The organism is Olivibacter ginsenosidimutans, assembly GCF_039542865.1.
Lineage (GTDB): Bacteria > Bacteroidota > Bacteroidia > Sphingobacteriales > Sphingobacteriaceae > Olivibacter > Olivibacter ginsenosidimutans.
Map to the genome: position 1 here is coordinate 306,379 of NZ_BAABIQ010000008.1, position 25,522 is coordinate 331,900.

General features: G+C 39.6%; 20 protein-coding genes. 8 read left to right on the forward strand and 12 right to left on the reverse strand.

What is annotated here, in order from left to right; all coding sequences use genetic code 11:
- Window positions 1-85 precede the first annotated feature (85 nt).
- Window positions 86-1,312: an alkaline phosphatase family protein gene (locus tag ABD930_RS08570; RefSeq protein ID WP_345231304.1), complete on the reverse strand. Its 1,227-nt coding sequence runs from the start codon at window positions 1,310-1,312 to the stop codon at window positions 86-88.
- 188 nt (window positions 1,313-1,500) lie between these two features.
- On the opposite strand from ABD930_RS08570, the gene ABD930_RS08575 reads away from it, so the two are divergent.
- A complete protein-coding gene (locus ABD930_RS08575) occupies window positions 1,501-2,097 on the forward strand; it encodes a TetR family transcriptional regulator (protein ID WP_345231305.1) in 597 nt (198 codons plus the stop codon).
- Window positions 2,098-2,099: 2 nt separating this feature from the next.
- Here ABD930_RS08575 and ABD930_RS08580 read toward each other — a convergent pair whose 3' ends face one another.
- On the reverse strand, window positions 2,100-2,357 hold the full coding sequence (locus ABD930_RS08580; protein WP_345231306.1) for a CBU_0592 family membrane protein: 258 nt from the start codon (window positions 2,355-2,357) through the stop codon (window positions 2,100-2,102).
- A gap of 418 nt (window positions 2,358-2,775) precedes the next feature.
- On the opposite strand from ABD930_RS08580, the gene ABD930_RS08585 reads away from it, so the two are divergent.
- Together ABD930_RS08585 and ABD930_RS08590 are read left to right on the forward strand one after the other, a co-directional pair.
- On the forward strand, window positions 2,776-6,090 hold the full coding sequence (locus ABD930_RS08585) for a SusC/RagA family TonB-linked outer membrane protein (protein WP_345231307.1): 3,315 nt from the start codon (window positions 2,776-2,778) through the stop codon (window positions 6,088-6,090).
- Window positions 6,091-6,101: 11 nt separating this feature from the next.
- Window positions 6,102-7,934 carry a RagB/SusD family nutrient uptake outer membrane protein gene (locus tag ABD930_RS08590; RefSeq protein WP_345231308.1) on the forward strand — a complete coding sequence of 611 codons (1,833 nt, stop codon included), beginning with the start codon at window positions 6,102-6,104 and terminating at the stop codon, window positions 7,932-7,934.
- A 67-nt stretch (window positions 7,935-8,001) separates the two neighbouring features.
- On the opposite strand, the gene ABD930_RS08595 is transcribed toward ABD930_RS08590, so the two are convergent.
- From ABD930_RS08595 to ABD930_RS08625, 7 genes are all read right to left on the reverse strand, one after another.
- A complete protein-coding gene (locus ABD930_RS08595) occupies window positions 8,002-9,372 on the reverse strand; it encodes a dipeptidase (RefSeq protein ID WP_345231309.1) in 1,371 nt (456 codons plus the stop codon).
- Window positions 9,373-9,636: 264 nt separating this feature from the next.
- Window positions 9,637-10,422 carry a tryptophan synthase subunit alpha gene (gene trpA, locus ABD930_RS08600; RefSeq protein ID WP_345231310.1) on the reverse strand — a complete coding sequence of 262 codons (786 nt, stop codon included), beginning with the start codon at window positions 10,420-10,422 and terminating at the stop codon, window positions 9,637-9,639.
- Window positions 10,423-10,432: 10 nt separating this feature from the next.
- Window positions 10,433-11,617, reverse strand: coding sequence for a tryptophan synthase subunit beta (gene trpB / locus ABD930_RS08605; protein WP_345231311.1), 1,185 nt, complete (start codon window positions 11,615-11,617; stop codon window positions 10,433-10,435).
- Window positions 11,618-11,755: 138 nt separating this feature from the next.
- Window positions 11,756-12,370: a phosphoribosylanthranilate isomerase gene (locus tag ABD930_RS08610; RefSeq protein ID WP_345231312.1), complete on the reverse strand. Its 615-nt coding sequence runs from the start codon at window positions 12,368-12,370 to the stop codon at window positions 11,756-11,758.
- 1 nt (window position 12,371) lies between these two features.
- Window positions 12,372-13,376, reverse strand: coding sequence for an anthranilate phosphoribosyltransferase (gene trpD, locus ABD930_RS08615; RefSeq protein ID WP_345231313.1), 1,005 nt, complete (start codon window positions 13,374-13,376; stop codon window positions 12,372-12,374).
- Window positions 13,377-13,681: 305 nt separating this feature from the next.
- Window positions 13,682-15,655, reverse strand: a complete 1,974-nt coding sequence (locus ABD930_RS08620; RefSeq protein ID WP_345231314.1) for a TlpA family protein disulfide reductase — start codon at window positions 15,653-15,655, stop codon at window positions 13,682-13,684.
- Between the two features lie 434 nt (window positions 15,656-16,089).
- The gene (locus ABD930_RS08625) at window positions 16,090-17,334 is read right to left on the reverse strand and encodes an erythromycin esterase family protein (protein WP_345231315.1); all 1,245 of its coding nucleotides are present in this window, start codon (window positions 17,332-17,334) and stop codon (window positions 16,090-16,092) included.
- A 188-nt stretch (window positions 17,335-17,522) separates the two neighbouring features.
- On the opposite strand from ABD930_RS08625, the gene ABD930_RS08630 reads away from it, so the two are divergent.
- The 3 genes from ABD930_RS08630 (at window position 17,523) to ABD930_RS08640 (ending at window position 19,819) form a co-directional block, all read left to right on the forward strand.
- Complete coding sequence (locus ABD930_RS08630; RefSeq protein ID WP_345231316.1) at window positions 17,523-18,584, forward strand: sensor histidine kinase; 1,062 nt, start codon at window positions 17,523-17,525, stop codon at window positions 18,582-18,584.
- Window positions 18,581-19,261 (forward strand): LytR/AlgR family response regulator transcription factor, encoded by a 681-nt coding sequence (locus tag ABD930_RS08635; RefSeq protein WP_345231317.1) that lies wholly within the window; start codon window positions 18,581-18,583, stop codon window positions 19,259-19,261. Before ABD930_RS08630 ends, ABD930_RS08635 begins: the two co-directional genes overlap by 4 nt.
- A 105-nt stretch (window positions 19,262-19,366) precedes the next feature.
- Entirely contained in the window at window positions 19,367-19,819 is a 453-nt protein-coding gene (locus tag ABD930_RS08640; protein ID WP_345231318.1) for a ferritin-like domain-containing protein, read from the forward strand.
- Window positions 19,820-20,366: 547 nt separating this feature from the next.
- Here the strand turns inward: ABD930_RS08640 and ABD930_RS08645 are convergent.
- Both ABD930_RS08645 and ABD930_RS08650 read right to left on the reverse strand, forming a co-directional pair.
- Window positions 20,367-20,642: a hypothetical protein gene (locus tag ABD930_RS08645; protein ID WP_345231319.1), complete on the reverse strand. Its 276-nt coding sequence runs from the start codon at window positions 20,640-20,642 to the stop codon at window positions 20,367-20,369.
- An 8-nt stretch (window positions 20,643-20,650) separates the two neighbouring features.
- On the reverse strand, window positions 20,651-21,037 hold the full coding sequence (locus tag ABD930_RS08650; RefSeq protein WP_345231320.1) for a helix-turn-helix domain-containing protein: 387 nt from the start codon (window positions 21,035-21,037) through the stop codon (window positions 20,651-20,653).
- 699 nt (window positions 21,038-21,736) lie between these two features.
- Here ABD930_RS08650 and ABD930_RS08655 point away from each other — a divergent pair.
- Together ABD930_RS08655 and ABD930_RS08660 are read left to right on the forward strand one after the other, a co-directional pair.
- A complete protein-coding gene (locus ABD930_RS08655; protein WP_345231321.1) occupies window positions 21,737-22,687 on the forward strand; it encodes a helix-turn-helix domain-containing protein in 951 nt (316 codons plus the stop codon).
- Between the two features lie 88 nt (window positions 22,688-22,775).
- Window positions 22,776-23,543 carry an SDR family NAD(P)-dependent oxidoreductase gene (locus tag ABD930_RS08660; protein ID WP_345231322.1) on the forward strand — a complete coding sequence of 256 codons (768 nt, stop codon included), beginning with the start codon at window positions 22,776-22,778 and terminating at the stop codon, window positions 23,541-23,543.
- A gap of 77 nt (window positions 23,544-23,620) precedes the next feature.
- On the opposite strand, the gene ABD930_RS08665 is transcribed toward ABD930_RS08660, so the two are convergent.
- Window positions 23,621-25,318 (reverse strand): right-handed parallel beta-helix repeat-containing protein, encoded by a 1,698-nt coding sequence (locus ABD930_RS08665; RefSeq protein WP_345231323.1) that lies wholly within the window; start codon window positions 25,316-25,318, stop codon window positions 23,621-23,623.
- Window positions 25,319-25,522 lie beyond the last annotated feature (204 nt).

Here is a 25,522-nt window from a genome sequence, read left to right on the forward strand (position 1 = left end):
GTTAAGGTATTTCGTCTATGGTAGGTAATAGAATTTCCTTAAATCCCGATGTTAGTTTATTCGTCAGCGCAAAAATGCAATAGACTTAATTGGTTACCCAGCAATTTACTGAATTGTCTGGTGTTTCCAATACTACTTTATAAAAAGTAGACGGCATATCCTTAATGGAGATAAGTGCGTATTTGCGGTTCAGCGGAAAAGTGCCCATTAGTTGATAGTGGTCTTCATGCCCTATTTTTTTGTTATTGGTAGTAGATACCCAAATCTTCACCTCGCCTTCCTGTTTTAAGGGGATCCAAGAAATATCCAAATGTTCTTTTAAACGATGGGCCTTAGGTTCTGCTATCGCTACTTCCCCAATTAATGGCACCCCATCCAATTCTCTCAACGTGCTTTCTGGAACCGGAATTCCCATAAATGCCGTGATGGTAGGTACAATGTCTACTGACGCCGGATATAGTAGCTTACTGTAGGTATTGTTTAGCGGACGGTTACTCAATAACCAAGTGGAGCGTTGACGGAACGATTGTCCCCCATGTCCCTTACCATCTTTCTCTGCCCGGCCGTGATCAGTTGTCACGATCATCAACCATTCTTCATTAAATTTTTTTTCACGTTCCTCAATAGCAGCCAAAATCTGTCCTATTTCTTCATCCACCTTTTCAATAGCGGTGGTATATTGTGGACTGTCACCATACATATGCCCCATATCGTCTGTATATTCCAAATACACCCAAGATAAGTCTAATCCTCGCTCTTTGATCGATTCAGCAGCTTTTGCCGTGACCGCTTGATCAATTGCCAACATAAATTGACGTCCTTTATCGTGTGGATAATGAGCGGTGTCTAACTCCAGCCCGTCAAAAGTCTCGTCCATCTTGATTTGACTAGTCTGTGGCAAACCTTCACCGATTAACTTCGTCCGGTTGTCCAACCAACTGGAGAAAACACCAATCTTTTTTTCAGGGAATGCATCTTTCAATAAACGGAAAATCGTAGGATAATGGTAATTCGGATTCTTGATATCATTATCCGGAACGTTATGTTTATTGTACCATACCCCTGTTAACACATTAGTATATCCCGGGGCAGAAATGGTGGGTGTTTCAGTATAAGCACCTAATCCACCACCTTGATGTGTCCGCAAATAGCCTCCCTTTTTCATCAATTCTTTAAAGTGAGGAGGAGCGACCTGTTCTAATGCATCGGCTGATATTCCGTCTACAATCATAAAAACTACTTTTTTCTGTTGTTGCGCCGAAGCGAGGCAAGCATAGACACATAAAAAGAATAAAATGTTTAACTTTTTCATCGAAATAATTATTTTAATGGTAATGAAGCTTGAGCTTGTATGAGCTATTGCATGCATACTTTTGTGAGCAAGGTCAGGTTTCGTCATTAAGCCATGATTAAGAAATCTTTATTTTATTTATTAATTGAACATTCATTCAATAATAACCTATTTATTTGTAATCCGGTTAGGTATATTATCAAAAGGCTATGGGCAGAAAAAGTATAAAAGATATTCGAAAACAAGAAATTATTAAGGTCTTTTATAAGGTATCCAGAAAAATAGGCTATGCCAATACGTCAATTGCCAAAGTTGCTAAAGTGATGAATATTAATCCTAGCCTCATTATTCATTATTTTGCGAGCAAGGAGGACCTAAAAGATGCCCTGATTGATTATCTATTAGAACGGTATCTTTTAATTTTTAAAATAGATCATGAAAAGGATTATGGTCTTGCAGAACTTCATGAGATTATTGACCGTCTTTTCTCTAAAAAATGGAACCGACTATTTGACGATAGTTTATTTTATGGTTTTTATGCCGAGAGTTTTCGTGATAAAAAAATCCGTCAAAAATACGTTACTATTCTTGATTCTTTGCGATCGACTCTTACTATTGTACTGACTAAGTTAAATGAACGGCAATTATTACAATTAGCCGATCCCAGCCATACCGCCGATCTCATTTTCATTTTTCTAGACGGGGCCTATTTTTATCTGTCACTAATAGACGATAAAACCATCGCAGAAAAGCGATTAAATCAATATAAGGAAGAAATTTACGATCTATTGCGATTAACACGGTAGGTTTATTTACGCATTTTGCTTAACCATTTCCATCGGAACATTCGACCCAGTGTAATCAATACCCATAAGGTATTAACCCATATATTGGGTTTGTCATGATAATACAGGGCGTTGGTGATCAGACCGGCTGCTCCAGCAATATTCAGCAACTGGTATAACCAATGGTCCAGCGTTACATAGTTATAGGTAATAAGCAGATAAGCCATTAGGCAAAAAATTACACCTGCCCATCCCAAGGTATCAATCACAACTAAAAGCATAGCTTTACAAAGGTAGCTAGACGACCTATCTAAAAAGTACCATGACCGATTAAATTATTGTTAAGGATATCGGTGCATATACCACGCCATATCTAGCTCACCCCTTATTAAATATACCATTTTAATTGAATGAACATTCAATTAAAATAATGAAATTTTAATCCGTCCTTAACATTCGAAACTCATCTTTGTTCCGAATCCCTAATCGTAAAAATATATGAACCCGACATGATCAAAACAATCATTGAATCCACAGGACAGAAAATTATTTATTCAACAAATTAAACACCAGCCTTTGTGTTCAGAAGCCCTGCGAGGGTTAGTCATTAAAAGCTCCATCTGACAACTAAAAACAAAACCTGCTAAGCAGGCTCATGAGTACTATTAAATACTTACAAAAACGAATAACAACAAACAGATGAAACAACTCTTACTATTACTGGTTGTTGCGTTGCTCACGATCGGGCAGCAAGTTGCGCAAGCCAGACAAGCGCTCCAGGAAGATCGGATTATTTCCGGAACTATAAAAGACTCTCTTGGTGAAGTTTTACCCGGCGTCAGTATCACCATTACCGGAAAGCATCAAGGAACCTCTACTAAAATTGACGGTACCTTTACGTTAAAGGCTAAGGTGGGTGATGTATTACACGTTTCTACGGTAGGTTATTTACCAAAGGACATTACCATAACGCAATCGGAGCGCTATGATATTATCTTGGCAGAAGACAAACAAAGCTTAACAGAAGTGGTGATTGTTGGTTATGGTACGCAGAAGAAAGTCAACTTATCGGGTGCCGTTGACCAAGTAAAGGCCGAAGATTTACAAAACCGACCGGTAGCCAATGTGGCACAAGGCCTACAAGGGATGGTGCCTAACTTAAACATCCGTTTTAATTCCGGTGCTCCTGGAGCCGCGGCCAACATCAACATCCGAGGAATTACCTCCATTAATGGGGGTGACCCACTTATTTTAGTTGATGGGGTGCAGGTTAGTCCCGCTGAACTTAATTTGCTTGCTCCACAGGATATCGAAACCATGTCAGTCATCAAGGATGCTTCCGCTGCCGCCATTTATGGAGCGCGAGCTGCTTTTGGTGTCATTCTGATCAAAACCAAAACGGGATCTGTTGCTGGGGCTACCGTCAATTACGCTAATAACTTTAGTTTGAACAAACCCACTGTGCTACCTAAAATGGTAACCGACCCCTATATCTTTTCTCGCTTACTGGAACTATCGACCGACAATACTCCATGGGATAACGTCAATTATAGCGACCAATATTACCAATATGCTAAGGAACGATCGGACGATCCTTCTATTCCAGGTGTACGTGTAAATCCTTCAGATCCTACGTTATGGGAATACATGGGGGATCGGGATTGGAGCCATTATTTTCTAGATGATTACAATTTCAATCAAAACCACGATTTGGCTATCAGTGGCGTGAGTGAAAACAATAAAGCGCAATATTATCTTTCTGGTGGATATAATCGGCAAAACAGTCCTCTTACGTTGGCGGATGATTACAATGACCGTTATAGCTTAAGAGCTAAAATTGATTATAACTTGAGAAAATGGCTTAAAATAGGAAACAATACCTTTTATACCTTCACGAACCGAACATCGCCTACCAGTTTTTATAGTACTTCCCATTCCAGCACCTCCACACAATCCAATCTCTACAATACGCCATTTAATATCTATGACCTCTATACCCTATTTCCAACCTCATGGGATAAAAACCCAGATGGTACTTGGGCAAATGAAACGGTTGGCCGAGCTGCCGCCCAGATAGTCGATGGTGGCGTTACAACGATCAAGCAAAACATGATCCAATCTACCTTTACAACGGAGATGAACTTTTGGGATAGATTGCTAACAATCAACAGTGATTTCACGTTCAGAAATACTTCCATCAATACGAACTCCTATCATACCAAATATAAAATTGGTTACGGCCCGGATGATATCCGGGAAGAGGGTGAAAACGCTGCCGAACGAGGGGGCGAATCCATTGGGTACCAAGTATTCAATTTGTACGGCACTCTGAATAAAAGTTTTGGCAAGCACAACCTGTCTGCCATTATAGGCTATAATCAGGAAAATTACCGTGACGAATATTTTTACCTCAATAAACAAGACTTGATTTCGTCTTCTTACCCAACTACCGGGCTGGCCACAGGACTGACTAGTGGTAGCGAAGAGATTCAAACCTATGCCATTAGAGGGGCCTTCGGACGGGTCAATTATACCTATGCCGATCGTTACATAGTGGAATTCAACGGACGCTATGATGGTTCTTCCCGTTTTCCAAAAGACAAACGCTTTGGCTTCTTCCCTTCCGCATCTGCCGCTTGGCGCCTAGACCAGGAATCCTTTATGGAAAAAATCCGATCAACCGTTAACAACCTGAAGCTCCGCGCTTCCTATGGTTCTTTGGGAAATCAGAATGTGGTCAATTACGGCTATCTCCCTTCCATGGGGACTTCACAATCCGGTTATCTCATTGGCGGTGAGCGTCCAACCATGATCAGTCCGCCGCTCTTGGTTTCTCCTAACTACACATGGGAAAAGGTGAACACCCTGAACTTCGGCTTGGACATGGGCATATTGCAGGATCGTTTCACGATGACTGTTGACATCTACAAACGGAACACACTGAACATGCTTACCGGTGGTAAAGAATTGCCCGGTATTTTAGGAGCAGCCGAACCGAACGAAAATGCAGCAGATCTACAGACAAAAGGCTGGGAATTATCGTTGGGCTATCGGGATAGCTATGAGCTAAGTGGAAGCCCCTTATCTTTTCAAGCCCGTCTTGTACTATCCGATTCAAAAACCCACATTACCCGGTTTGATAACCCGAGCGAAAGTATTCTTCAATACTATAAGGGGATGAATCTTGGAGAAATATGGGGCTTGCAAAGCAATGGATTATTCCAAAACACGGATGAAATTGCCCAGCTGGACGAAACATCTATTATCCCTTGGGGAGCCTTACAGATAGTACCGGGGTGGCCAAAATATATCGATCGTGATGGCAATGGTAAGATTGAAAAAGGTTATACCCTTGATAATACGAAAGACTTGACGGTAATTGGTAATACTACGCCGCGCTATCAGTTTGGCATAGACCTGAATTCTTCATGGAAAAACTTCGATGTACGGGTATTCTTACAAGGTGTAGGAAAACGGGATTATTATCCGCTCGATTACCTTTATTGGGGTTTTTACCAACAACCTTATGGCAATACGTATGAACATCTGCTCGACTTTTACCGTCCTACCGGTGATAGCGAAGCACAAAAAGCCCAGCACTCCCAATCGTATTTGAATCTGGGGCTTGCCGATGCTAATCCCAACGGAAAATATCCAATTTTACAATCCTGGCTTGCCGATGCCAACTTAGGAACCCGAATCGATGATGCTATGGGTTTGGCAATTCCACAAACTGCCTATCTACTTAATGGGTCTTACCTCCGAATCAAAAATATCACCATTGGCTATACCTTACCCGTTTCGCTAACCAAGAAGATCGGCTTTACCCGGCTTCGCATCTACGCCTCAGGCGAAAACATCTTTGAATGGTCAGGTATAAAAGATTTTTACGATCCGGAAAGTACCAATGCTAATATCAATACCGATCCTACAACAGCTATAGGACGGCAAGGAAATGGGATGACATATCCTTTTCAAAGAAGTTATTCCATAGGAGTTAATGCCATATTTTAAAAAAAAAGAACATGCCAACAATCTTATATAACCCACTAAATAATAAGATCAGAAAAATCCTGTTCATAGGAATCCTTTGTGTAGCTGCTACGGCTTGCAACGACGATTTTTTAGAGAAAACCCCGGAAACCGATATTGATGCTGGAAGTTTTTTCAATACCGAACAAGATTTAAACTTGTATGCCAATAATCTCTATGATTTTCCTTCTACCGGCATCTACACTTCCGAAGCTTATAATTTAACCGATAATGCCTTTTCAACGGGAAACGTAGAATTGAAAACGATGGTGACCACCAATCCTTCCTCTACTACTATCACCGGTGGCTGGGAATGGGGACAACTTAGAAATGTGAATTTCTTTTTAGACCGTTTTCGTAAAGCCAATATTACTGAAGATCGCCTAAACCACTTTGAAGGTTTAGCCCGTTTCTTTAGGGCCCGTTTTTATGTCGACAAAGTAAAACGTTACTCGGATGTACCCTGGATTGACGTTCCCTTGGAAGCTAATAGCGAAGACATCCTATTTGCCGCACGCGATCCTAGGGAAACCGTTGTTAACCATATTATGGAAGACTATGAATTTGCCTTGAATAATGTGGATGTTTCTGCACCTACAGGTGCCGTGAACCGCTGGGTAGTAAAAGCAGATTATGCCCGCTTTCTTCTATATGAAGGGACCTTCCGGAAATATCATACGGAACTTAAGCTCTCCAATTCGGCATCCGATTTTCTGCAGAAAGCCGTTGATGTTGCGAAAGATATTATGGACAACGGGTCTTTTCAGATCTATACAACGAACAAACCGAATGAAGATTACGGCAGCCTTTTCGCCAATGCCGATCTCTCGGGCAACAAGGAAATTATTCTTGCTCGGTTTTATCAGGCTAACGTACTGAATGGCGACAGCGGTGAAGGTGTATTTGGCAATTACGAGACCTATCCACAGAAAAATCTAGTACAAGCATATTTAATGAAAGATGGTTCTTTCTATAGCCGTCAACCGAATTACCAACAAAATGAATTTGTGCAAGAGTTTCGCGATCGAGATCCCCGCTTATACCAAACGTATGCCTATCCGGGCTGGGTGTTAGTCCGCTCAGGTACCTATGCACAGGGAACCGGTCTATATGTGCAGCAATTGGCTAAGAACTTTTCGGGTTATCATCAGATTAAAGGTTTTTATAATTCCACAGATCAAGACACCCGAAACAATATGGATGTTCCCTTGTACCGTTTTGCAGAAATCCTACTGATCTATGCCGAAGCCAAAGCCGAAATTGGGCAACTTACCCAAAGCGATCTCGATATAACCGTAAATCAATTGAGAGACCGCGTGGGCATGCCTCATATGACTTTAAATCCACCTATTGATCCGGTAGAAGTCGCAAAATTTCCTAACGTGACTTCCGTTCAACGGGCTGAAATATTGGAAATCAGAAGAGAACGCCGGGTGGAGTTAGCTTTTGAAGGCCAACGCCATGATGACCTCATGCGTTGGGAAGCTGGCAAATTTCTGGAAAATGAACCTCAAGGAATCTATTTTGCCTCTTTGGGTAAACACGACCTAACCGGTGATGGAATTCCAGATATTTACCTGCTCCCTGCTTCCCAGTCAATTCCGAATAACAAAGAGACCAACAGTTTAGGAAAAGTGCTGCAGTATTATCGGGTGGGTACATTTGGTCAGGATGTATCCCTGTTCTTAAAAAATGCTACATCAGGAAATGTTCAAATAATAGAAGATATGGGCATCTTTGTATCTCCTAAATATTATTATCGGCCAATACCTCAACAACAAATTGTGCTTAACCCCAATCTAAAACAAATTTTTGATTGGGAGTAATGCAGGAAGAAGAAAAAAGATCAGCCAGCTTATTCCATTTATGAAGGATAAGCTGGCTGATCTTTTTTTACTGACTCAATTCGGCAAAATATTTATGAAATAGCGGGATGGTTTCAATACCCTTATAATAATTCGCTATATCATATTTTTCATTTGGAGAATGCAAGTTATCGCTATCTAAACCAAACCCCATCAACACTGTTTTCAACCCAAGTTCTTCTTCAAATAGAGCTACGATAGGAATACTGCCCCCACCTCTTGTCGGGATAGGTGCTTTGCCAAACGCCTCGGTTATTGCCCTTTCTGCTGCCTTATACGCTACACTATCGGTTGGGGTAACCGCTGGTTCACCTCCATGATGCGGGGTAACTTTTACCCGCACACCTTCCGGAGCGAGTTGCTCAAAATGCTTTTGGAACAATTGGGTAATTGTATTCGAATGTTGATTCGGCACTAAACGCATCGATATTTTAGCGTGAGCTTTAGCAGGCAACACCGTTTTTGCTCCTTCCCCAATATAGCCTCCCCAAATACCATTTACTTCTAGCGTTGGCCGAACGCCGGTACGTTCTATGGTGGTATATCCCTTTTCACCCCATAACGCATTAACCTCTAAATCGGCTTTATATGCCTCCTCGTCGAAAGGAGCCTTATTCAATGCCTCCCGCTCTGCTGCCGACAGTTCTACCACGTCATCATAAAAACCTGGAATGGTGATACGATTATTTTCATCATGCAAAGAAGCGATCATTTTCGCTAAAATCGTTGCCGGATTAGCCACTGCTCCACCATAAACCCCAGAGTGTAAATCGCGATTAGGTCCGGTTACTTCCACCTCAACATAAGATAAGCCACGCAAACCCGTTTCCAATGATGGGTGTTCCAGGCTAATCATGGCAGTATCAGAAATCAACACCACATCGGCAGCCAGACGTTCTTTATTCGCTTTAACAAACGTATCCAAATGTGCTGATCCAACTTCTTCCTCCCCTTCAATCATAAATTTGATGTTACATGGTAGTCCATCAGTTTCTTGCATCAATTCAAAGGCTTTCACATGCATGTACATTTGACCTTTATCATCGCATGCACCACGGGCAAATATTTTCCCATCACGCACCGTTGGCTCGAAAGGTGGTGTATGCCACAATTCCAGTGGTTCTGGTGGTTGTACATCGTAATGACCGTATACCAGCACCGTTGGCTTAGTCGGATCGATGATTTTTTCGCCATATACAATAGGGTAACCTGCTGTTGCGCATACTTCCACGTTATCGGCACCAGCTGACCGCAGCTTTTCTGCGATATAATCCGCCGTCTTCAGCACATCATCTTTATACTTAGCATCAGCACTTACCGAAGGAAAACGAAGCAGTTCAAACAATTCATCTAGAAAACGTTGTTTGTTTGCTTCTACGTAATCTTTAATGTGTGACATAATTTTTGTGTTTGCTACAAACTTAGCTAAAATCAACTTTTATTCTATACTTTCTTTTCCGAAAAGAAAGTATCAAAGAAACTCACCGCTTTAAAATTTACAGGAACGTTAGTGCCTCCCGGTACACCTTGTAAATTTTATATGCGGCATTTTCGGTGAACAACAGTAAGTGCTTTTAACCAGAAGTGTTATCTATATAGCTTGATCTATCTTTTTACAATCTATCTTTCCGGCTAGCTGCTTGCACAATGTGGTTGCTCTAACTCACACTTTCACACCTCCCTTAATACCTTCAATAAAAGCCGGAATCTTACTTCGATAATCGGGTTCTCCCAATAAGCGTACAAAAGCACTTCCCACAATAGCTGCATCGGCATAATTCAAGGCATGTTCAAAGCTGTTATGGTCAGCAATTCCAAATCCAACTACCAATGGATTTTTGAGCTGTAAAGTTTTCACTCGTTTAAAGTAATCTGTTGTTTGATCGGATATGGCTAGGTTTTTACCGGTCGTTGCATAGGAAGAAACCATATAAATGAATCCAGTACTCAAAGCATCTATCTTCCGGATACGTTCTTCCGTTGTTTGTGGGGTAATTAAAAAGATATGGCTAATAGCGTATTTTTTAAAAACCTCCTGATACTGTTCTTCATATTCATACATCGGCAAATCTGGAACAATAACGCCATCCACACCCACCGCTGCACATGATGCACAAAAACGTTCTACACCATATTGTAATAAGGGATTCACATAACCCATCAATAAAACCGGGATGTGCACCCGTTTGCGTAAATCCTTTAACTGATCAAAAAGGTGTTCTAGGGTCATTCCATTTTTCAGGGATACTTCTGAACTGTGCTGGATAACTGGTCCGTCTGCCACAGGATCAGAATATGGAAACCCTATTTCCAGAAAATCAACACCAGTTTCTTCCAATGATTCAGCCAAGCTTACCGTGTCTTCAAGCTGCGGGTAACCTGCCGTGTAATAAATGGAAAGTAATTTTTTATCTCCTTTATTGTTAAAAAGTTGATTGATTCTGTTCATGATCGCCGACTTAAAAATCAAAATATTTTCTATAGTTATCCAAATCCTTATCCCCTCTACCCGAGAGGCACACAACCACCTGATCTGTTGGTTTAAAAGACATTTTTTCCAATTGGGCCAAGGCATGCGCACTTTCGATGGCTGGAATAATCCCTTCCAAACGAGTTAACAGCAAACCCGCTTGCATGGCCTCATCATCGGTGATACTGACGTATTTTGCTCGCCCTATCTTATGTAGAAAGGCGTGTTGAGGGCCAATGCCCGGATAATCCAATCCGGCAGAAATAGAATAAGGTTCTATTACCTGTCCATCGGTAGTTTGCATCAAAATAGTACGGCTTCCGTGTAATACACCCTCCTTCCCTAAAACGGAGGTTGCAGCCGAATGACCGCTGTCGACACCCTTTCCTGCTGCCTCAGCGGCAATCAACTGTACTTGCTCATCATCCAAAAAATGATAAAACATACCCATGGCGTTACTTCCTCCACCTACACAAGCAATAGCATAATCTGGGGTTTCCCGACCCGTTTTTTCCAATAGTTGTTTGCGTGTTTCAGCTGATATGATGGATTGAAAACGCGCCACCATATCCGGATAGGGATGTGGTCCTACCACTGAACCTATAATGTAATGGGTATCTACCGGATTATTAATCCAATCGCGCATGGCCTCGTTTGTTGCGTCCTTAAGGGTTTTGCTTCCCGATGTAGCTGCTCGTACTTCCGCCCCCATCATCTTCATACGAGCCACATTAGGTGCTTGTCGTTGAATATCTATTTCTCCCATATATACCACACAAGTGAGCCCCATAAGTGCACATACGGTTGCTGTGGCTACACCATGTTGTCCAGCTCCAGTTTCGGCTATAATCCGTTTTTTCCCTAGGCGCTTTGCCAATAAAATCTGACCAATGGTATTATTCACTTTGTGGGCGCCGGTATGGTTCAGATCTTCCCGTTTCAGAAAAATAGTTGCTCCATACCTTTCCGATAACCTAGTCGCCAAATACAAAGGCGATGGTCTGCCAACATAATCCTTCAATAATTGCTCAAATTCCTGCTTGAAATCAGCTGAATCGATAATACTAAGATAGTTTAAACGCAGTTCTTCAATATTAGGATACATCATTTCAGGAATATAGGCACCACCAAAGTCACCATAATAGCCTTTCGTATTGACCTGATAATTGTTCATGTTTTTATTTTTAAGTTTTAAGTCCTACGTTTTACGTGATAAGTTATAAGATATCAGTAGTAAGTATCAAGATAAAAAGATCAAGATCAATTCCTCTTTTTTGTCTTATGTCTTGCTCCTTATATCCATTTAAATTTTTTACTTTTTAATTTGTTTCAAAAGCTGAATATCTTTAAACCCTGGACTGGATTCAAATTTTGAATTCACATCCAGCGCATATAAGCGCGGATCATCGAACGTATTTACCGCTACCAGATTCGTTAGACTCAAGCCTCCACTCAAAAAGTACGGTACTTGCAGCGGATATTGTTGTAATAAAGTCCAATCAAAAACCTCTCCGCTACCACCATGACTTGACGTTTTAGTATCAAAAAGAAAATAATCCGCCATTTCTTGGTAAGCACGCAAACATTGCCAATCAAAATCGGCCGCCATGCCAAAGGCCTTGATGATCCTTACATTCAAGGCTTTTACCTGTTGTACAAAATCGGGTTGTTCCTGCCCGTGTAATTGTACGAAATCCAAACCATAGTGAATTATCGCCTGCTTTATATCGTCTAAGGAAGCATCGACAAAGACACCCACCTTTTGCACTACCGTCAATTGCCTAACAAAATCAGCTGATAATCCTTTAACATAACGTTTAGAAGAGGCATAGAATATAAAACCTAAATAGTCAGGCCCTACTGATAAAACATCGTTGATGTTAGCCTGATCGGTCATGCCACAGATTTTCAATTTTAACCTATTCATCTCAATATATCGCTTTTTCCCGCTTCACTAAATTGTTAAAACTTGTTAAGGCCTTCTTTCCTAACAGGGACGCCTCTGCCTCTGCATAGCAATCGGCAAATGATTTATCTTGACAAATTGTCTGAATAGCAACTGCCGCATTGCACAACACCACTTGGCGCTGTGCCGAAGTACCCTCACCCTGCAATACATTGGTAAAAATAGTTGCCGCCTCTGCTACCGTTTCACCCCCGCCTATTTCTTCCGACTTCACTTTAGGAAAGCCTAATCGATCAATCGCCATATACTGTTCACCTCGATTACTGATTACCTTAAAATCGCCTGTCAAGGATATTTCATCATAACCATCTAACGCATGTAAAATACTATACTGCTTCGGTGTCCGTTGATAGAGGTAGCCATAAAGACGGGCTAACGCTAAGCTGTATACGCCAACGGATTGGTAGATAGGTTCGGCAGGGTTAACTAACGGCCCCAGCATATTAAAAAATGTTTTAACACCCAACTCACGTCGTATAGGAGCTACTGCCTTCATCGCAGGATGAAATAAGGGCGCATGTAAGAAACAGATACCCGCCTCATCAAGGCTCCGGTAAATTTCACTTTTATCATTAGAAAACTGATAACCTAGGTATTCCATCACATTGGAAGATCCGCATCCTGACGAGACACCATAATTACCATGTTTTGCCACATGATAGCCAGCACCTGCCACCACAAAAGATGCCAATGTAGATATATTGAAGGTGTTTTTCCCATCGCCACCTGTACCACATAGATCAATCAGTTGATAATCTTTAAAATCAACTTTTAAGCATAAGTCCAGCATCGCATCCCGGAAACCAGCCAATTCATCCACGGTAATATTCCGCATGCAGTACGCAGTCATAAAGGCGGCCATTTGTGAAGCATTGTATTTACCGGATGTTATATTGGTTAATATTTCATATGCTTCCTCTTTAGTAAAAGTCTTGCTTTCAAATAAGTGTGTTAATATCTTCTTCATCTAATTCAATTCGTAAAAAGCTTGTAAAAGGCTTATTTGGCCAACATTTTGCTCAATAAAAATATTTTGATAAAACCCATAAAAAAAGGCTTGCGTTATGGCAAGCCCTTTGTTATATGCTTTATTATCCTCATTACAACCGGTACTGCCACAAAGTTAGCCTTTGTGCCACCACCAATTGATATGTAAATAATTTGTATTCATCTTTCTTTATAAACAAAGATGAATATTAAGATTAATAAATGCAAATGATTTCGTTAATTTCTAAAAGAAGACACCTTGGTAAATGATCTAAGCCAAAAAACCTACTGCTGTATAGCACTAAACTCTTTTAACGGAAACTTTTCAGGTAGTCTTCGCGTCAGCTCGTATTTCCAGTTGTGCATCTGAAAATTATCGTCTAATATTCTTCCATCTGCTCCCACTAAAACATAGTGCGGAATACCATTGAATTTAAACAATTCCCGCAATGCCAGATAATCCTCGTTACTAATTTTATATGAATTGACCATCTTTTGCTTTTCGGTATAATCCTTATAAAAGTCTTCTCCGGTACTGTCGTCCGTAACAAACAAAAATGCTAAATCAGCATGGTTAGCATACTTTTCTCGATCGGCCAAATGGCCTTCGATGCCTGCACGACAGGGACCACACCATTCTGCCCAAAAATCTACCATCAGCACTTTCCCTTTGTACTTATCGACAATTTTCCGAAACACGTTAGCACCATAGGTATCCGGCAGGTCATATCCGGCATCTCTTTTCAATTTTTCTACTTTCAGCCGAAAAACCTCCGCTTTCAAAAAATCCAAAGGTAAGGTTCGGGTTGCCTGCCCGATAATATGATCAAGCTGAATGCTGTCCTGTAAAAACGCTATTTGATATTGAACCGTGCGGATTTTTGCTACCTGTACCATTAGCGGTATTTCCGAAAAATGCTTCACGGCCACTGAATCGAAATAGGCATAACTATCTTTTGCTCGAGATGATTCTTGCCATGGAAATAACGGTGAATACTCAAAACGGTTGATGAAACCTGAAAAATCGTTCGATACTAAATAGGTTTGATCATTTAGATTCAGCGAACGTACAAAATCAAAATAATCTTCTGAGATTGGCATCCGGAGTATTTGATTAGCCGTATCCTGTTTGCTGTAATAGTCTCTATTATTTGCATATTCAAAAAGGTAATTCGCATAGGCCAAATCCACCTGGACTTTGACGAGTGACGATAACTTAGTTCCAGCATTTCTTGCCTGCAAAAGTGAATCTACACGTTTCTTTTCAGCCTTCCATTGCCTGATCTGCTTATGCTTAAAATCTATTGGTACTACTACTTTTTGTGCATCTCGAAGCTGTTGATAATCCGGTTTGTTTATATCTATACCAAAAAGTTCTTGATTAAATGCACCCAAAACTCCAAAGTACTGTGTATGTTTCGCAGTATAACTCCCATTCCTATACCTATCCCGTTGTAGGAAATCTTCCCAATCCAACACCATGCCTAATGTATGTCCGGGTTCTAGGTAAACATGATCTATCGCGGAATCATTTATAACCAAATAATGGATCGCTGGATGCTGGAGCGCTAACCCCACCTCAAACCGTCCATCGTCATGAATTTTGATGGTGGTCGGAAAATCTTCTCTGGTCAACTCGTTCGAATTATAGATAATGCCACTTGAAAAGCCGAGTCGTTTATCATAACCTCTTATATAACCTACGATGCGCGCTGAATCTTTCCTGAAGAAATTTTCATCGTTATAGGATTGTAGCACCTCATTATTTTGGGATTTGGCAAGCTCAGCATCTATCCATTTCAGCGCTTCCTTTTCTTTATTTATCTGTTTTTCAGCCGCGTGTAATTCTTTACCATTTAATTGGACACCGTAGATATAGGTTTTATCGTCCTCACCAAAATCAAGCTGTTTAACGTGCTTAGGTATCGGATCAAAGATCAATGTCACTAGTGTGTCGCCTGATTTTGGTGTCCATAGCTTTTCTCCAAATACGCCACCGACTAATCCTTTAGGAAATAGCTTTTGATCAGTCCCTGTTTTTCTGATGAAATTGGTTTTGGAAAACATCGACCACCAGTTCGGAATAAAAGTAATACGGACATCTACAAAAGTAGCTGTATCTACTGTCCTGACCGCTGCAATGTGATAAATACCAGAGTTTTGCAGTGCTGCTGGTAAGTATCGAGTTGCTTTTTCTTGCGCGAAAGGAGTGGTCAATGAATGAGAAAGAAAGATAAGAACAACCAGGAATCTTTTCATCCGTAAATAATTATTTGTCTATTTCTATTTTACTATTGGCGTTCATGAACCGCAAAAACGGTTTTTAACCTATTGGTCAGATGGATCTTACTGTATTTACCCCCCAAAGGGCTCATGAACATCAATTAACAGTCAAAATCTGTGCATAAATTTACATTTTCTTGTATGATAGATCCTCCAGCTGGCAGATTAAATAGGGCAGTTCATAATTTTAAATTTATCATGGAATAACAGCTATAAAACTAAGGATTTATTATAGGACAAACAAACTGGATACTCCGTAAAATATTTTTTGATATGTTAGCAAAGCGCATGCAGGACGCAGTCATAAAGGTGGCCATTGGTGAAGTGCTGTATTTATCGGATGTTATGTCGGTGTTTCCGCCACTATAGCTACAAGGCACATTATCGGCCCATGTACATTCATTACCGGTTTAACGGAATAACCTTGACGGATTCGTTTTTCGAAAATAGACCAATACATCAAAGCAAGACCATAAATTCACTTCTTGAAAAGTATTCTTCTTGGTAAAATTATAGCCCGCAAAGCGCATATAAGTTGAATGTTTGAGGGCTGCATGATCGAATAAACTACCCGGATAAAACAAGCATTGACGTTGGCCAAGTCCATCCAAATACTGTTCAACAGAACCATTTATCGGTTTTTGAAGGCTTGTCGGAAAAAACGTGTTATATCTTGTTGGAAAACGATCTTTTGTAACCAAGTACTTTCCCCCCGAAGTTATGGTTCCCACAGAAAAATAGTTGCCCGGATAATAATCCTTCAAAATATTTCCCAGTGGCTTTTCATTTTCAAATACTTCCCCTTTAGCAACATGTCCATCATGCGCCCATATGATCATTTTAGCATGCTTATCAACATCCTGGACTTGCTTGACCATTTGAAAGAGCAAACTATCTCTAGAAACTTCTGTTGCCTTCAGTCGATAACGATTAAAGGTTTCATAAACAAGCTTTATATTGAGCAAACTCATCTTAAAAGGCAGTTCACGCTTCTTTTTAAGCATCGCAATTTTCTCCACATTATCAATGAGATCAACGGATTCGACCCCTTTCTCTAACCACATTTGCGCATCCTGAGGAATTGATTGGCTATTCCAACATGAATCTAGATATGTTGCATTGCTTTTTAATCGATTAAGGATAGGTTTACATTCGTCTACATTTTTCATACTACTTTCCAGCGTAAGAATGGAGCCTAAGGCTTCTGCATAATCGATTCCAATAAGTGAGATAGGATCTTTTGTTTCTTTATTGTAGGCATGGAGCCAGGAAAAAAATTCTAGGATTTCCTTATTCTGATAGATACCGATGAAGTGCTTTTTCAATAAACCCATCATTTCCAAATGGTCGGTTGCGGAAGTCGACAGGAGGTCCTTAGCAAACAAAGCCGTTTCACCAAAATTGTGCTCAAAACAGATGTATCTGAATCCTTTTTGAGCAATCAACTTTCTTGTTATCGCTGCTCGTATTTGATTAAATTCCGCTGTACCATGTGTCCCCTCTCCTAGTCCTACAATTTCCTGATTACCAATTAAGTTGACAACCGATGTTGCAAGCGAATCCATATCGACTACCTGAAGTGAATCCTGACAGCAACTGGAGGTAGCGAAACTCTGTCGTACTCCTATGAACTGGCTTAAAAAAACAATAGCCAAACAAATGTTATGTTATTCATATTCCTTTTTTCACCCAATTTAGTTGGCGAACACAGGTTTTGTAGCTGCGACACGACAGATGGCTTGATACATCCTTCGTGCAGCTAGGTTAAAAAATTCGTCGTATAAAAACACCCGTTAGTCGGGTATCGATTGTCAATTCATCAATTAATACGATTTTTGGAAAAATGAAGCAACGCAAGAACACCATTTTAACCTACCCGATAATATTGGAGGTATTGGTATGGATATTGTATGTACTGATGTACAAATATTCCTATCACCTAGAACATGATTATTTTCCTCCTCAAATGGGACAAAATTTCCCCTATCCTATCCTTTGTCTATATGCTTGCTGCTCTTCACTTTACCTCATTTTCTATTATCGCTATTTGGTGCCTAAGCTATTATCGAAGAAACGCTATACTTGGTTATTAGGGCTTAGTTTTGTGTATATCGTTATTTTGGGTACATGGAACAATCGGTTGACGGCTTATTTTTTCTCCTTAGTAAGTTCCATGCCCGAAAAGGCTTATTTTCATGCTTTACAGCAAGGTTATTTGGATTGGAACCTTATTACTACGGATACCATTGCTTTTTTGGCTGTGGGCATTTCCATCTTTTCTTATCGCAATGAAATATCACGCAGGAAAATGGAAACCGAACACTTAAAATTACAAATGCAGGTTTTAAAGGCACAACTACAGCCCCATTTTCTCTTTAATGCGCTTAATGGCATTTATGCCTTAAGTCTGAATCATCCCAAAGACACCTCTTCTTCTATCTTATTGCTTTCGCAATTGATGCATTATATCTTGCATGATGCCGCTAGAGAAGAAGTACCGCTGAAAGAGGAGCTTCACTTCATGAACAGTTACTTTGCGTTCGAACGTTTACGTTTTCCACAAGCAACTATTCATCTTCAAATAAACGATGTAGATGACACCTTGACTATACCTCCCCTATTGTTTCTTCCATTAATCGAAAACAGTTTTAAACACGGTAAACAAACCGCTATAGATCAGGCGGAGATAAAAGCCAATGTCGCACTCAACGAGGAAGGATGGTTAACATTCCGAATTGCCAACGAGCGATTACCATTATCAAAGCTATCAACGACTAAAAAATCTGGTATTGGCTTAAGTAATCTTCGTAAGCGCCTGGAACGTTATTATCCCGACCAACACCATCTCCAGGTTGATCAAACTGAAAATCACTATATTGCTGAATTCAAAATTAAAATACGATGAAATGTGTTGTATTGGATGATGAGCCATTAGCTTTACAAGTGTTAGCGCATTACATTGCGAAAACTCCCAATCTCGTCTTGACAGCAAGTTTTCGCAATGCTATCGAAGCTTTTGAATATTTGCGTAAGCATAACATTGATGTACTTTTTTTGGATATCGAAATGCCGTTAGTCAACGGTGTACATTTTCTCAAAGCCTTGCCAAAAACACCAAAGACAATATTTACGACCGCTTACAAGCACTATGCATTTGATGGATTTGAACTGGATGTAATCGATTACCTGCTCAAACCCTTTTCCTATGAGCGCTTTCTGCATGCCATAACCAAATTAAAAAACAATAAACCCGAATCTTCTATTAAGAAAAACCCTTTGTTTATAAAAACACAAGGCTTTCTAGTTCAGCTATATCAGGAAGATATTATTTACATCGAATCGGCAAGAGATTACATTAAGCTAATCACAATTGATGGGAATTATTCGTTATACCATACATTAAAAGGATTTTTGGCTAAGCTGAACCATGCCCATTTTTTACAAACTCATCGGTCATTTCTGGTTAATAAACAACACATCAAACGTATAGATGTCCGTAACATCATCCTCTCGAACGATGTTATCATTCCTATTGGTAAATCGTATAAATCGTGCGTAATTGAAAACATAAGCCAACTGTAGATGGCATTCGGGTAAAACGATGATTAGTAAAACAATTTTAATCTTTTTAAAACCGGATCGATAGTATAGGCGTTTATTAAATGAAAACATCAAAAAATTATACCTATGTCAAACAACGAAAATTCAATTACCATTTTAAATGATTTAATACAAATCAATAATGATCGTGTGGCGGGATTTGAAAAAGCTTTAGCCGATATCAAGGATGAAAATGTTGACTTAAAAGTGCTGTTTCAGGAATTTACCGCCCAGAGCCGAAAGTTCAGTCAGGAACTCACCACTCTAGTCACTGCACATGCAGGACATCCAGAAACCGGAACAAGCATGGCTGGTGAACTACACCGGGCATGGATTGACGTTAAAGCCTTATTCGGTGGAGGCGATCGGAAGAGCATACTTGAAGAAGCGGAACGCGGCGAAGACGCTATAAAAAAAGCGTATAATGATGCTCTCAAATCCAATACATTAGCTCCTGATACCATACAGCTAGTAAGCAAGCAAGCAGATGAAATCAAAAGCGCACACGATAAAATCAAGGCGCTTCGCGATGCGTCATGAATCGTGTTAAATGTGATGAATTAATACGAAGAAGAGGTTGTATCAAAAGTCCAGATTGCGTCATCGTCATTCTTACTGCCATGGCGTTGAGTGTACTTTTGATACAGCCATTTTTAATGGAATAGGTTGTACCGCTAAGCTATCCGCTACAGGTTCTCCTGGAAGAATGGTATAATTACCGAAGCAGTTTCATCTACATAGTGTGGCATATCTTTTTATTGGTTAAAGGTATTTGCTTTAATCTATAAAAAAACACCCCTCTGGTACAAAAAGAACAAATTCCGGCACCTGACGTTTGGATATTAATATCATGATCTTATTTCACCCGTTTCATCGAAAAACTTTCCCTACGTTCTTTTCCATTTTTAGTTCCCGAAATTTCAGCCACCAAAGAATCTAAACTGATTCTTGTATACGAAATGATTTGCGGAAAATCGTGCTGTAGATTTTCAAAAACCAATTGGTTTTCTGAAATTGTTTTGGCAGCAAACGGAATAGGTAAACCTTCGTTTTGATTTTTAACAGTCGGAATGTAAAATAATCCGTCTTATTGTTGAACTAATCGAATGTTTTCAGCAACGATGGTATCTTTTTCTTTTGTGATAAAGCTTTTACCTATATATTCGTGGTCATTTAACTTGCTCCACGTTTCATAAATACTTCCTTTTGGAGTTTTGTTTTCCCACGTTCCTATAAGCCATGCAGCTTCTGTAATGTCGTTTGTTTGTGTTGTTTTCCAAGCACAAAAAATAGTCAAACCGATAGTAGCAATCCACAATTTTGTTCTTATTTGCATGGTTTTTAGCTGACTGAATGATGTCATAAAAAGTATTATATATTTTTAAAGATCTTCGGCGATAGTCCAGTTTTCTTACGAAAAAACCGCGCAAAATAATTTGGGTAGTCAAAGCCTAAACTATAGGATATTTCCGAAATGGATAACGAGGTGTTTTTCAATTTATCCTTTGCTAATTTCAATACAACATCCTGAATATGGTCAATAGGTGATTGCCCTGTAAAGTGTTTTATCAAATCGCCAAAATAGTTTGGTGACAGATTGGCCTTCTGAGCAAAATAAGCCACAGAAGGCATTCCGGAAACACCTTCCTGTTGACTGTAGTAATCGTCGAGGTTATTGTAAAAATCCTCAACCACTTGATGATATACAGCACTCCGAGTGTCAAACTGTCTGTCGTAATAGATCTGTGTGTAAGACAATATCAATGCGATGTAAGATACGATGACATCTTTTGAATAATGCGGCTTCCCAAATTCATTGTAGTCATTCCTAAATAAATCCCATAGTAAAACTTCTTCCTCTTTAGTGAAATAAAGTGCTTCATGATTGTTATAGTGAACGAAATTATAGTCTTTGGCAACACGCTGTAATCAGCTTTGCATCGGCCATAATTACACAACCAGAATTGGGTTCGCTCACATCCCAAGCCAGTGTATTTTGTGGGCAATCCACATATAAAAACGAATTTGCTTGATCTTCAAACTTTTGTTCAATAATTCGATTCCTTTCTAATGGTGGTTTTATCGCCATAAGATAGAAGTCAATAGTTATTTTTTGGGATTTACGCAAAATATCCTTTTCATTTCCGAAATTTACGATATGCAGTTTTTCATTTTTATTGGCGAAAACTTCGCATAATCCACAAACTCTTGTATATTAACCATCTTCTTAACCATTTTTTATTGCTCAATACCATGCAAAAATACACATTTAAGAAGGTAGTGTTTGGATACATTTTATTGATAAAAGGATACTTTTTACAGATCGCCTTATCATTACCCCGATTTCATATCTACCCTGCTATAAAACAGTGTTTTAAGGGAAGTAGGTCGGTATAAAAATAGAAAAACGAATTTGTTAAAAACTAATATCTTTGGATTTTGCAATCAAATTGATCGATGAAAAGCATAAAGAGCACCTCGCTTAATGAGTTCTACCAACAAGCTGCGCAATTTACGGGTAAAACCATAGAAACACTATTACCTCCGGGCATTCATCAGGAAATCGGACATTTTAATGTGTTTGATATTGCCCAAACTTTAATCGAGGTCAAACGGAAACACATCATGCCTTATAACCGAAGAGCTTATTATAAAATAAGTCTAATCAGAGGCAGAAACAAGGCAGAATATGCAGACAAGGAATTCGATATAGCAGGAAATACCTTATTGTTTGCAACACCTAAAGTTCCTTATCATTGGGTACCACTTGACGAACAACAATCGGGTTCGTTCTGCGTATTCACCGATGAATTTTTAATTAAAAACAAAAGCGGCATTTTATTAGATGAGCTCCCCCTTTTTAAAGCAGGTGGTTATCCAGTTTTTGAAATCAGCGACGTAGAAGCGGAGGAAATTGAATGGTTATTTAAAAAGATGCATCAAGAGATTGCATCAGACTATGCCTTTAAATACGATCTACTCCGCACCTATGTATTGGAGCTTATACATTATGGTCAGAAACTTCAACCGGCACAAGCATTACATTCCAATCAGAACGCCTCCGCTCGTATTATTTCCTTATTTATCGAATTGCTGGAAAGACAGTTTCCCATCGAATCGCCAAGTCAAAAACTCAAGCTACGAACAGCAAAAGAATATGCAGATAGATTAGCCATCCATGTCAATCACCTCAATAAGGTATTAAAGGAAGGGACGGGTAAAACCACCACCGAAATCATTGCTAGCCGATTGATACAGGAAGCGAAAATTTTATTGAAGCAGACCGATTGGAACGTATCAGAAATTGCTTACAGCTTGGGGTTTGAGGAAATCGCTCATTTTTCTAACTTTTTTAAAAAACAGACGGCGACAACTCCTTTGGGATTTCGGTCATCTACGCCGATTTGAATTTCGCAAATAATGGATTGATCTTTACAACCACGTTCATTACTTATTGCTGATTTTTGTTACCAAACAAATAATAAGCAATAAACACATGAGCACAACAGCACATAAAACAGCTTTAGTAACTGGCGGCAGCCGTGGTTTAGGAAGAAACATGGCTATCAGTTTAGCGAAAAAAGGAATTGATGTCTTATTAACCTATAAACAGCATCAAGCAGAGGCGGATAAAGTAGTAGCAGAAATTGAAGCATTCGGGCAAAAGGCCAAAGCATTTCCATTAAACACGGCAGATGTCACCACTTTTGATGCATTCATGGAACAAGTAACTACCTTTTTGAAAGAACAAAAGGGAAGTGAAAATTTTGATTTCCTGATTAACAATGCAGGAACTGCGCTTTATGCACCCTTTATGGAAACAACCGAAGAGCAATTTGACGAAGCGTTAAATATACATTATAAAGGTGTATTTTTTTTAACCCAAAAGGCATTACCTTATATTAATGAGGGTGGGCGTATTATCAACATTTCATCTGGACTAGCGCGTTTTGCCATTCCTGGTTCTTCGGCCTATGGATCTATGAAAGGTGCTATTGAAGTGCTGACCCGATACTTGGCAAAAGAGTTAGGTCCTAAAGGAATTGGTGCCAATGTAGTCGCACCGGGTGCCATTGAAACTGATTTTGGAGATGGTCACGTCAGAGACAACAAAGACGTGAACCAACAGATAGCGAGCATCACTGCTTTGGGTCGTGTTGGTTTACCAGCTGATATTGGTGGCGTAGTTTCCTTTTTGTGCACCGAAGATGCTCGGTGGATTAACGGACAACGTATCGAAGTATCAGGGGGAATGAACTTATAGATTCGTTCCCACCTACATCTACATCTACATGGAAGGTAATGGTATTGTTTAGGGGAACTTACCCCATAATAAAACAGCTAGTTTTTATAGGATGCCGACGGTTTGAATAATCCACGGACATCTCCCTGCATATAAACCGTACCGTTACCTTCTAAGCCCAATGCCTGTCTGGTTTTATCTTTTTCCAACCTTTCTTTACCCACATAATAAATGTTATCGCTGAGATGAAGATCCTTTGGGTTTACCGATACCAACGTCTGAGCCGAAGCATTATACGTTGCAGATGCCAGTGTATTCCGGGCTATTTTTAAGTGGCTTGAGCCATTGTCTTTTATACAGGTATTGGTTGCGTGAATCTTGTTGTCTTCAACCACCACATTACTCGCCTTTTCATGAATATATAGCGCACTATTCTTTGTAGCCGATATTTGATTTCCAGATAAAACAGCTTCATTTACCTTCCAGAGCGCAATTGCTCCTCGCGGCGAATTACTCGATATGGTATTGTTCTTGCAAATCAACCGACCATCCATATTGATATTGAGGTCGCCCCTTAAGTTATTGGAAACAAATACCAAGCTATCAACGGCAATATCGTTGGGTAGATACACCAAACGGATGTGGTTCGAGTCTAATGTCAGTTTCTTAGCTTTGGCATGTGCTAATACACGCAAACCGTCAAAAGTATTTTTAAATAAGTGTATTTGGCCTAAATCGCCAACAATCTCTGCAAAATTATCGGCATCGTTTTCAAGAACATCGATGGCATCGCATTGCCTAATATATATAGCTGGGCGATTACTGTTTTCTGATTTATTATTTCGAACCAGCACATTTTTAAGTCCGACCAATGTTGCGATACCCGAACCATCACGCGTTTTTTTACCCATTACCCAACCATTTCCTTTACTTTGGTTACCTTCGATGACGGCCTGAAGATCAACCTGCCGTACAGGGTCGGGATTATTAATATCTATCGCATCAGCTGCATTAGCTGTTAAGGTGTTATCGGTAATCTTATATTGTTTTTCCAAACCAGTGCTTCCAAAAGCCACCTGTATACCGCTCATACCGTTGTTTGATACGCGATTATGATGGACAACTATCGCTGCACAAGCATGAAAAAAAAGACCATTTTCACCATTATCATGAATATTATTATCCGAAATTCTTATATTTTTCGAGGATTGTACTCGTATACCGGTACCTCGCTGATAAAAAGATGGGCTTTGTCTACTTTTTCCAAAAAAGGAAACTTCGGTGTTTGTTATATCAACCTGTTCACAATTACGCAGATAAATTCCCGAAAAAGCGCATATATTAGTTGAGTCTCCCTGAATAGCTGTATTCGTCACTTTTACCCGCTTACAATTTTCCAAATAAACCGCTTCATTGGAGACAGCGGCTTTAAAACTTAACGAAATGTCATGTATATTTTTACCGACAAATAAAGGTGAGCTGGAGCATTGTTTTGCGAAACTAAATTTCTCTACGCTATCTGGTTTCAGCTGTTTTAACACGCCTTTAGAGGCTATATGTACACCATTCTTAAGATAAATAGTGCGTACATAATGTGTCCCTAACGGTATACGAACAGTGTCTCCGTAATTTGCCTGGTTAATCAGATGTTGTATGTATTTAGTATTGTCTTCCTCATTCCTTATACTGGCTACTACTGGCGCTTCATTTTTTTGCCTGAACTTTTCTTTACCTTCTATTTGTTGTGTGCTAATGGCTATCAAAAAAAGAAAAACGTAAGCTATTCGTCTATTCATTCGTTATGGTGCTGCTTTGATCCGACAAAAATAAGTATCTATTATTATAAACGTATTTATCGAAAAATATTTTATTTACATGCCAAAATTCTCAAAAAATATCACTAGTGTCCGGGAAAAATAAAAAGGAGCAGTAGAAATTAATCGAACTGCTCCGAGATTTATACTTTTGAGTTACGACACAAAAAAGTATGAACAAAAGTA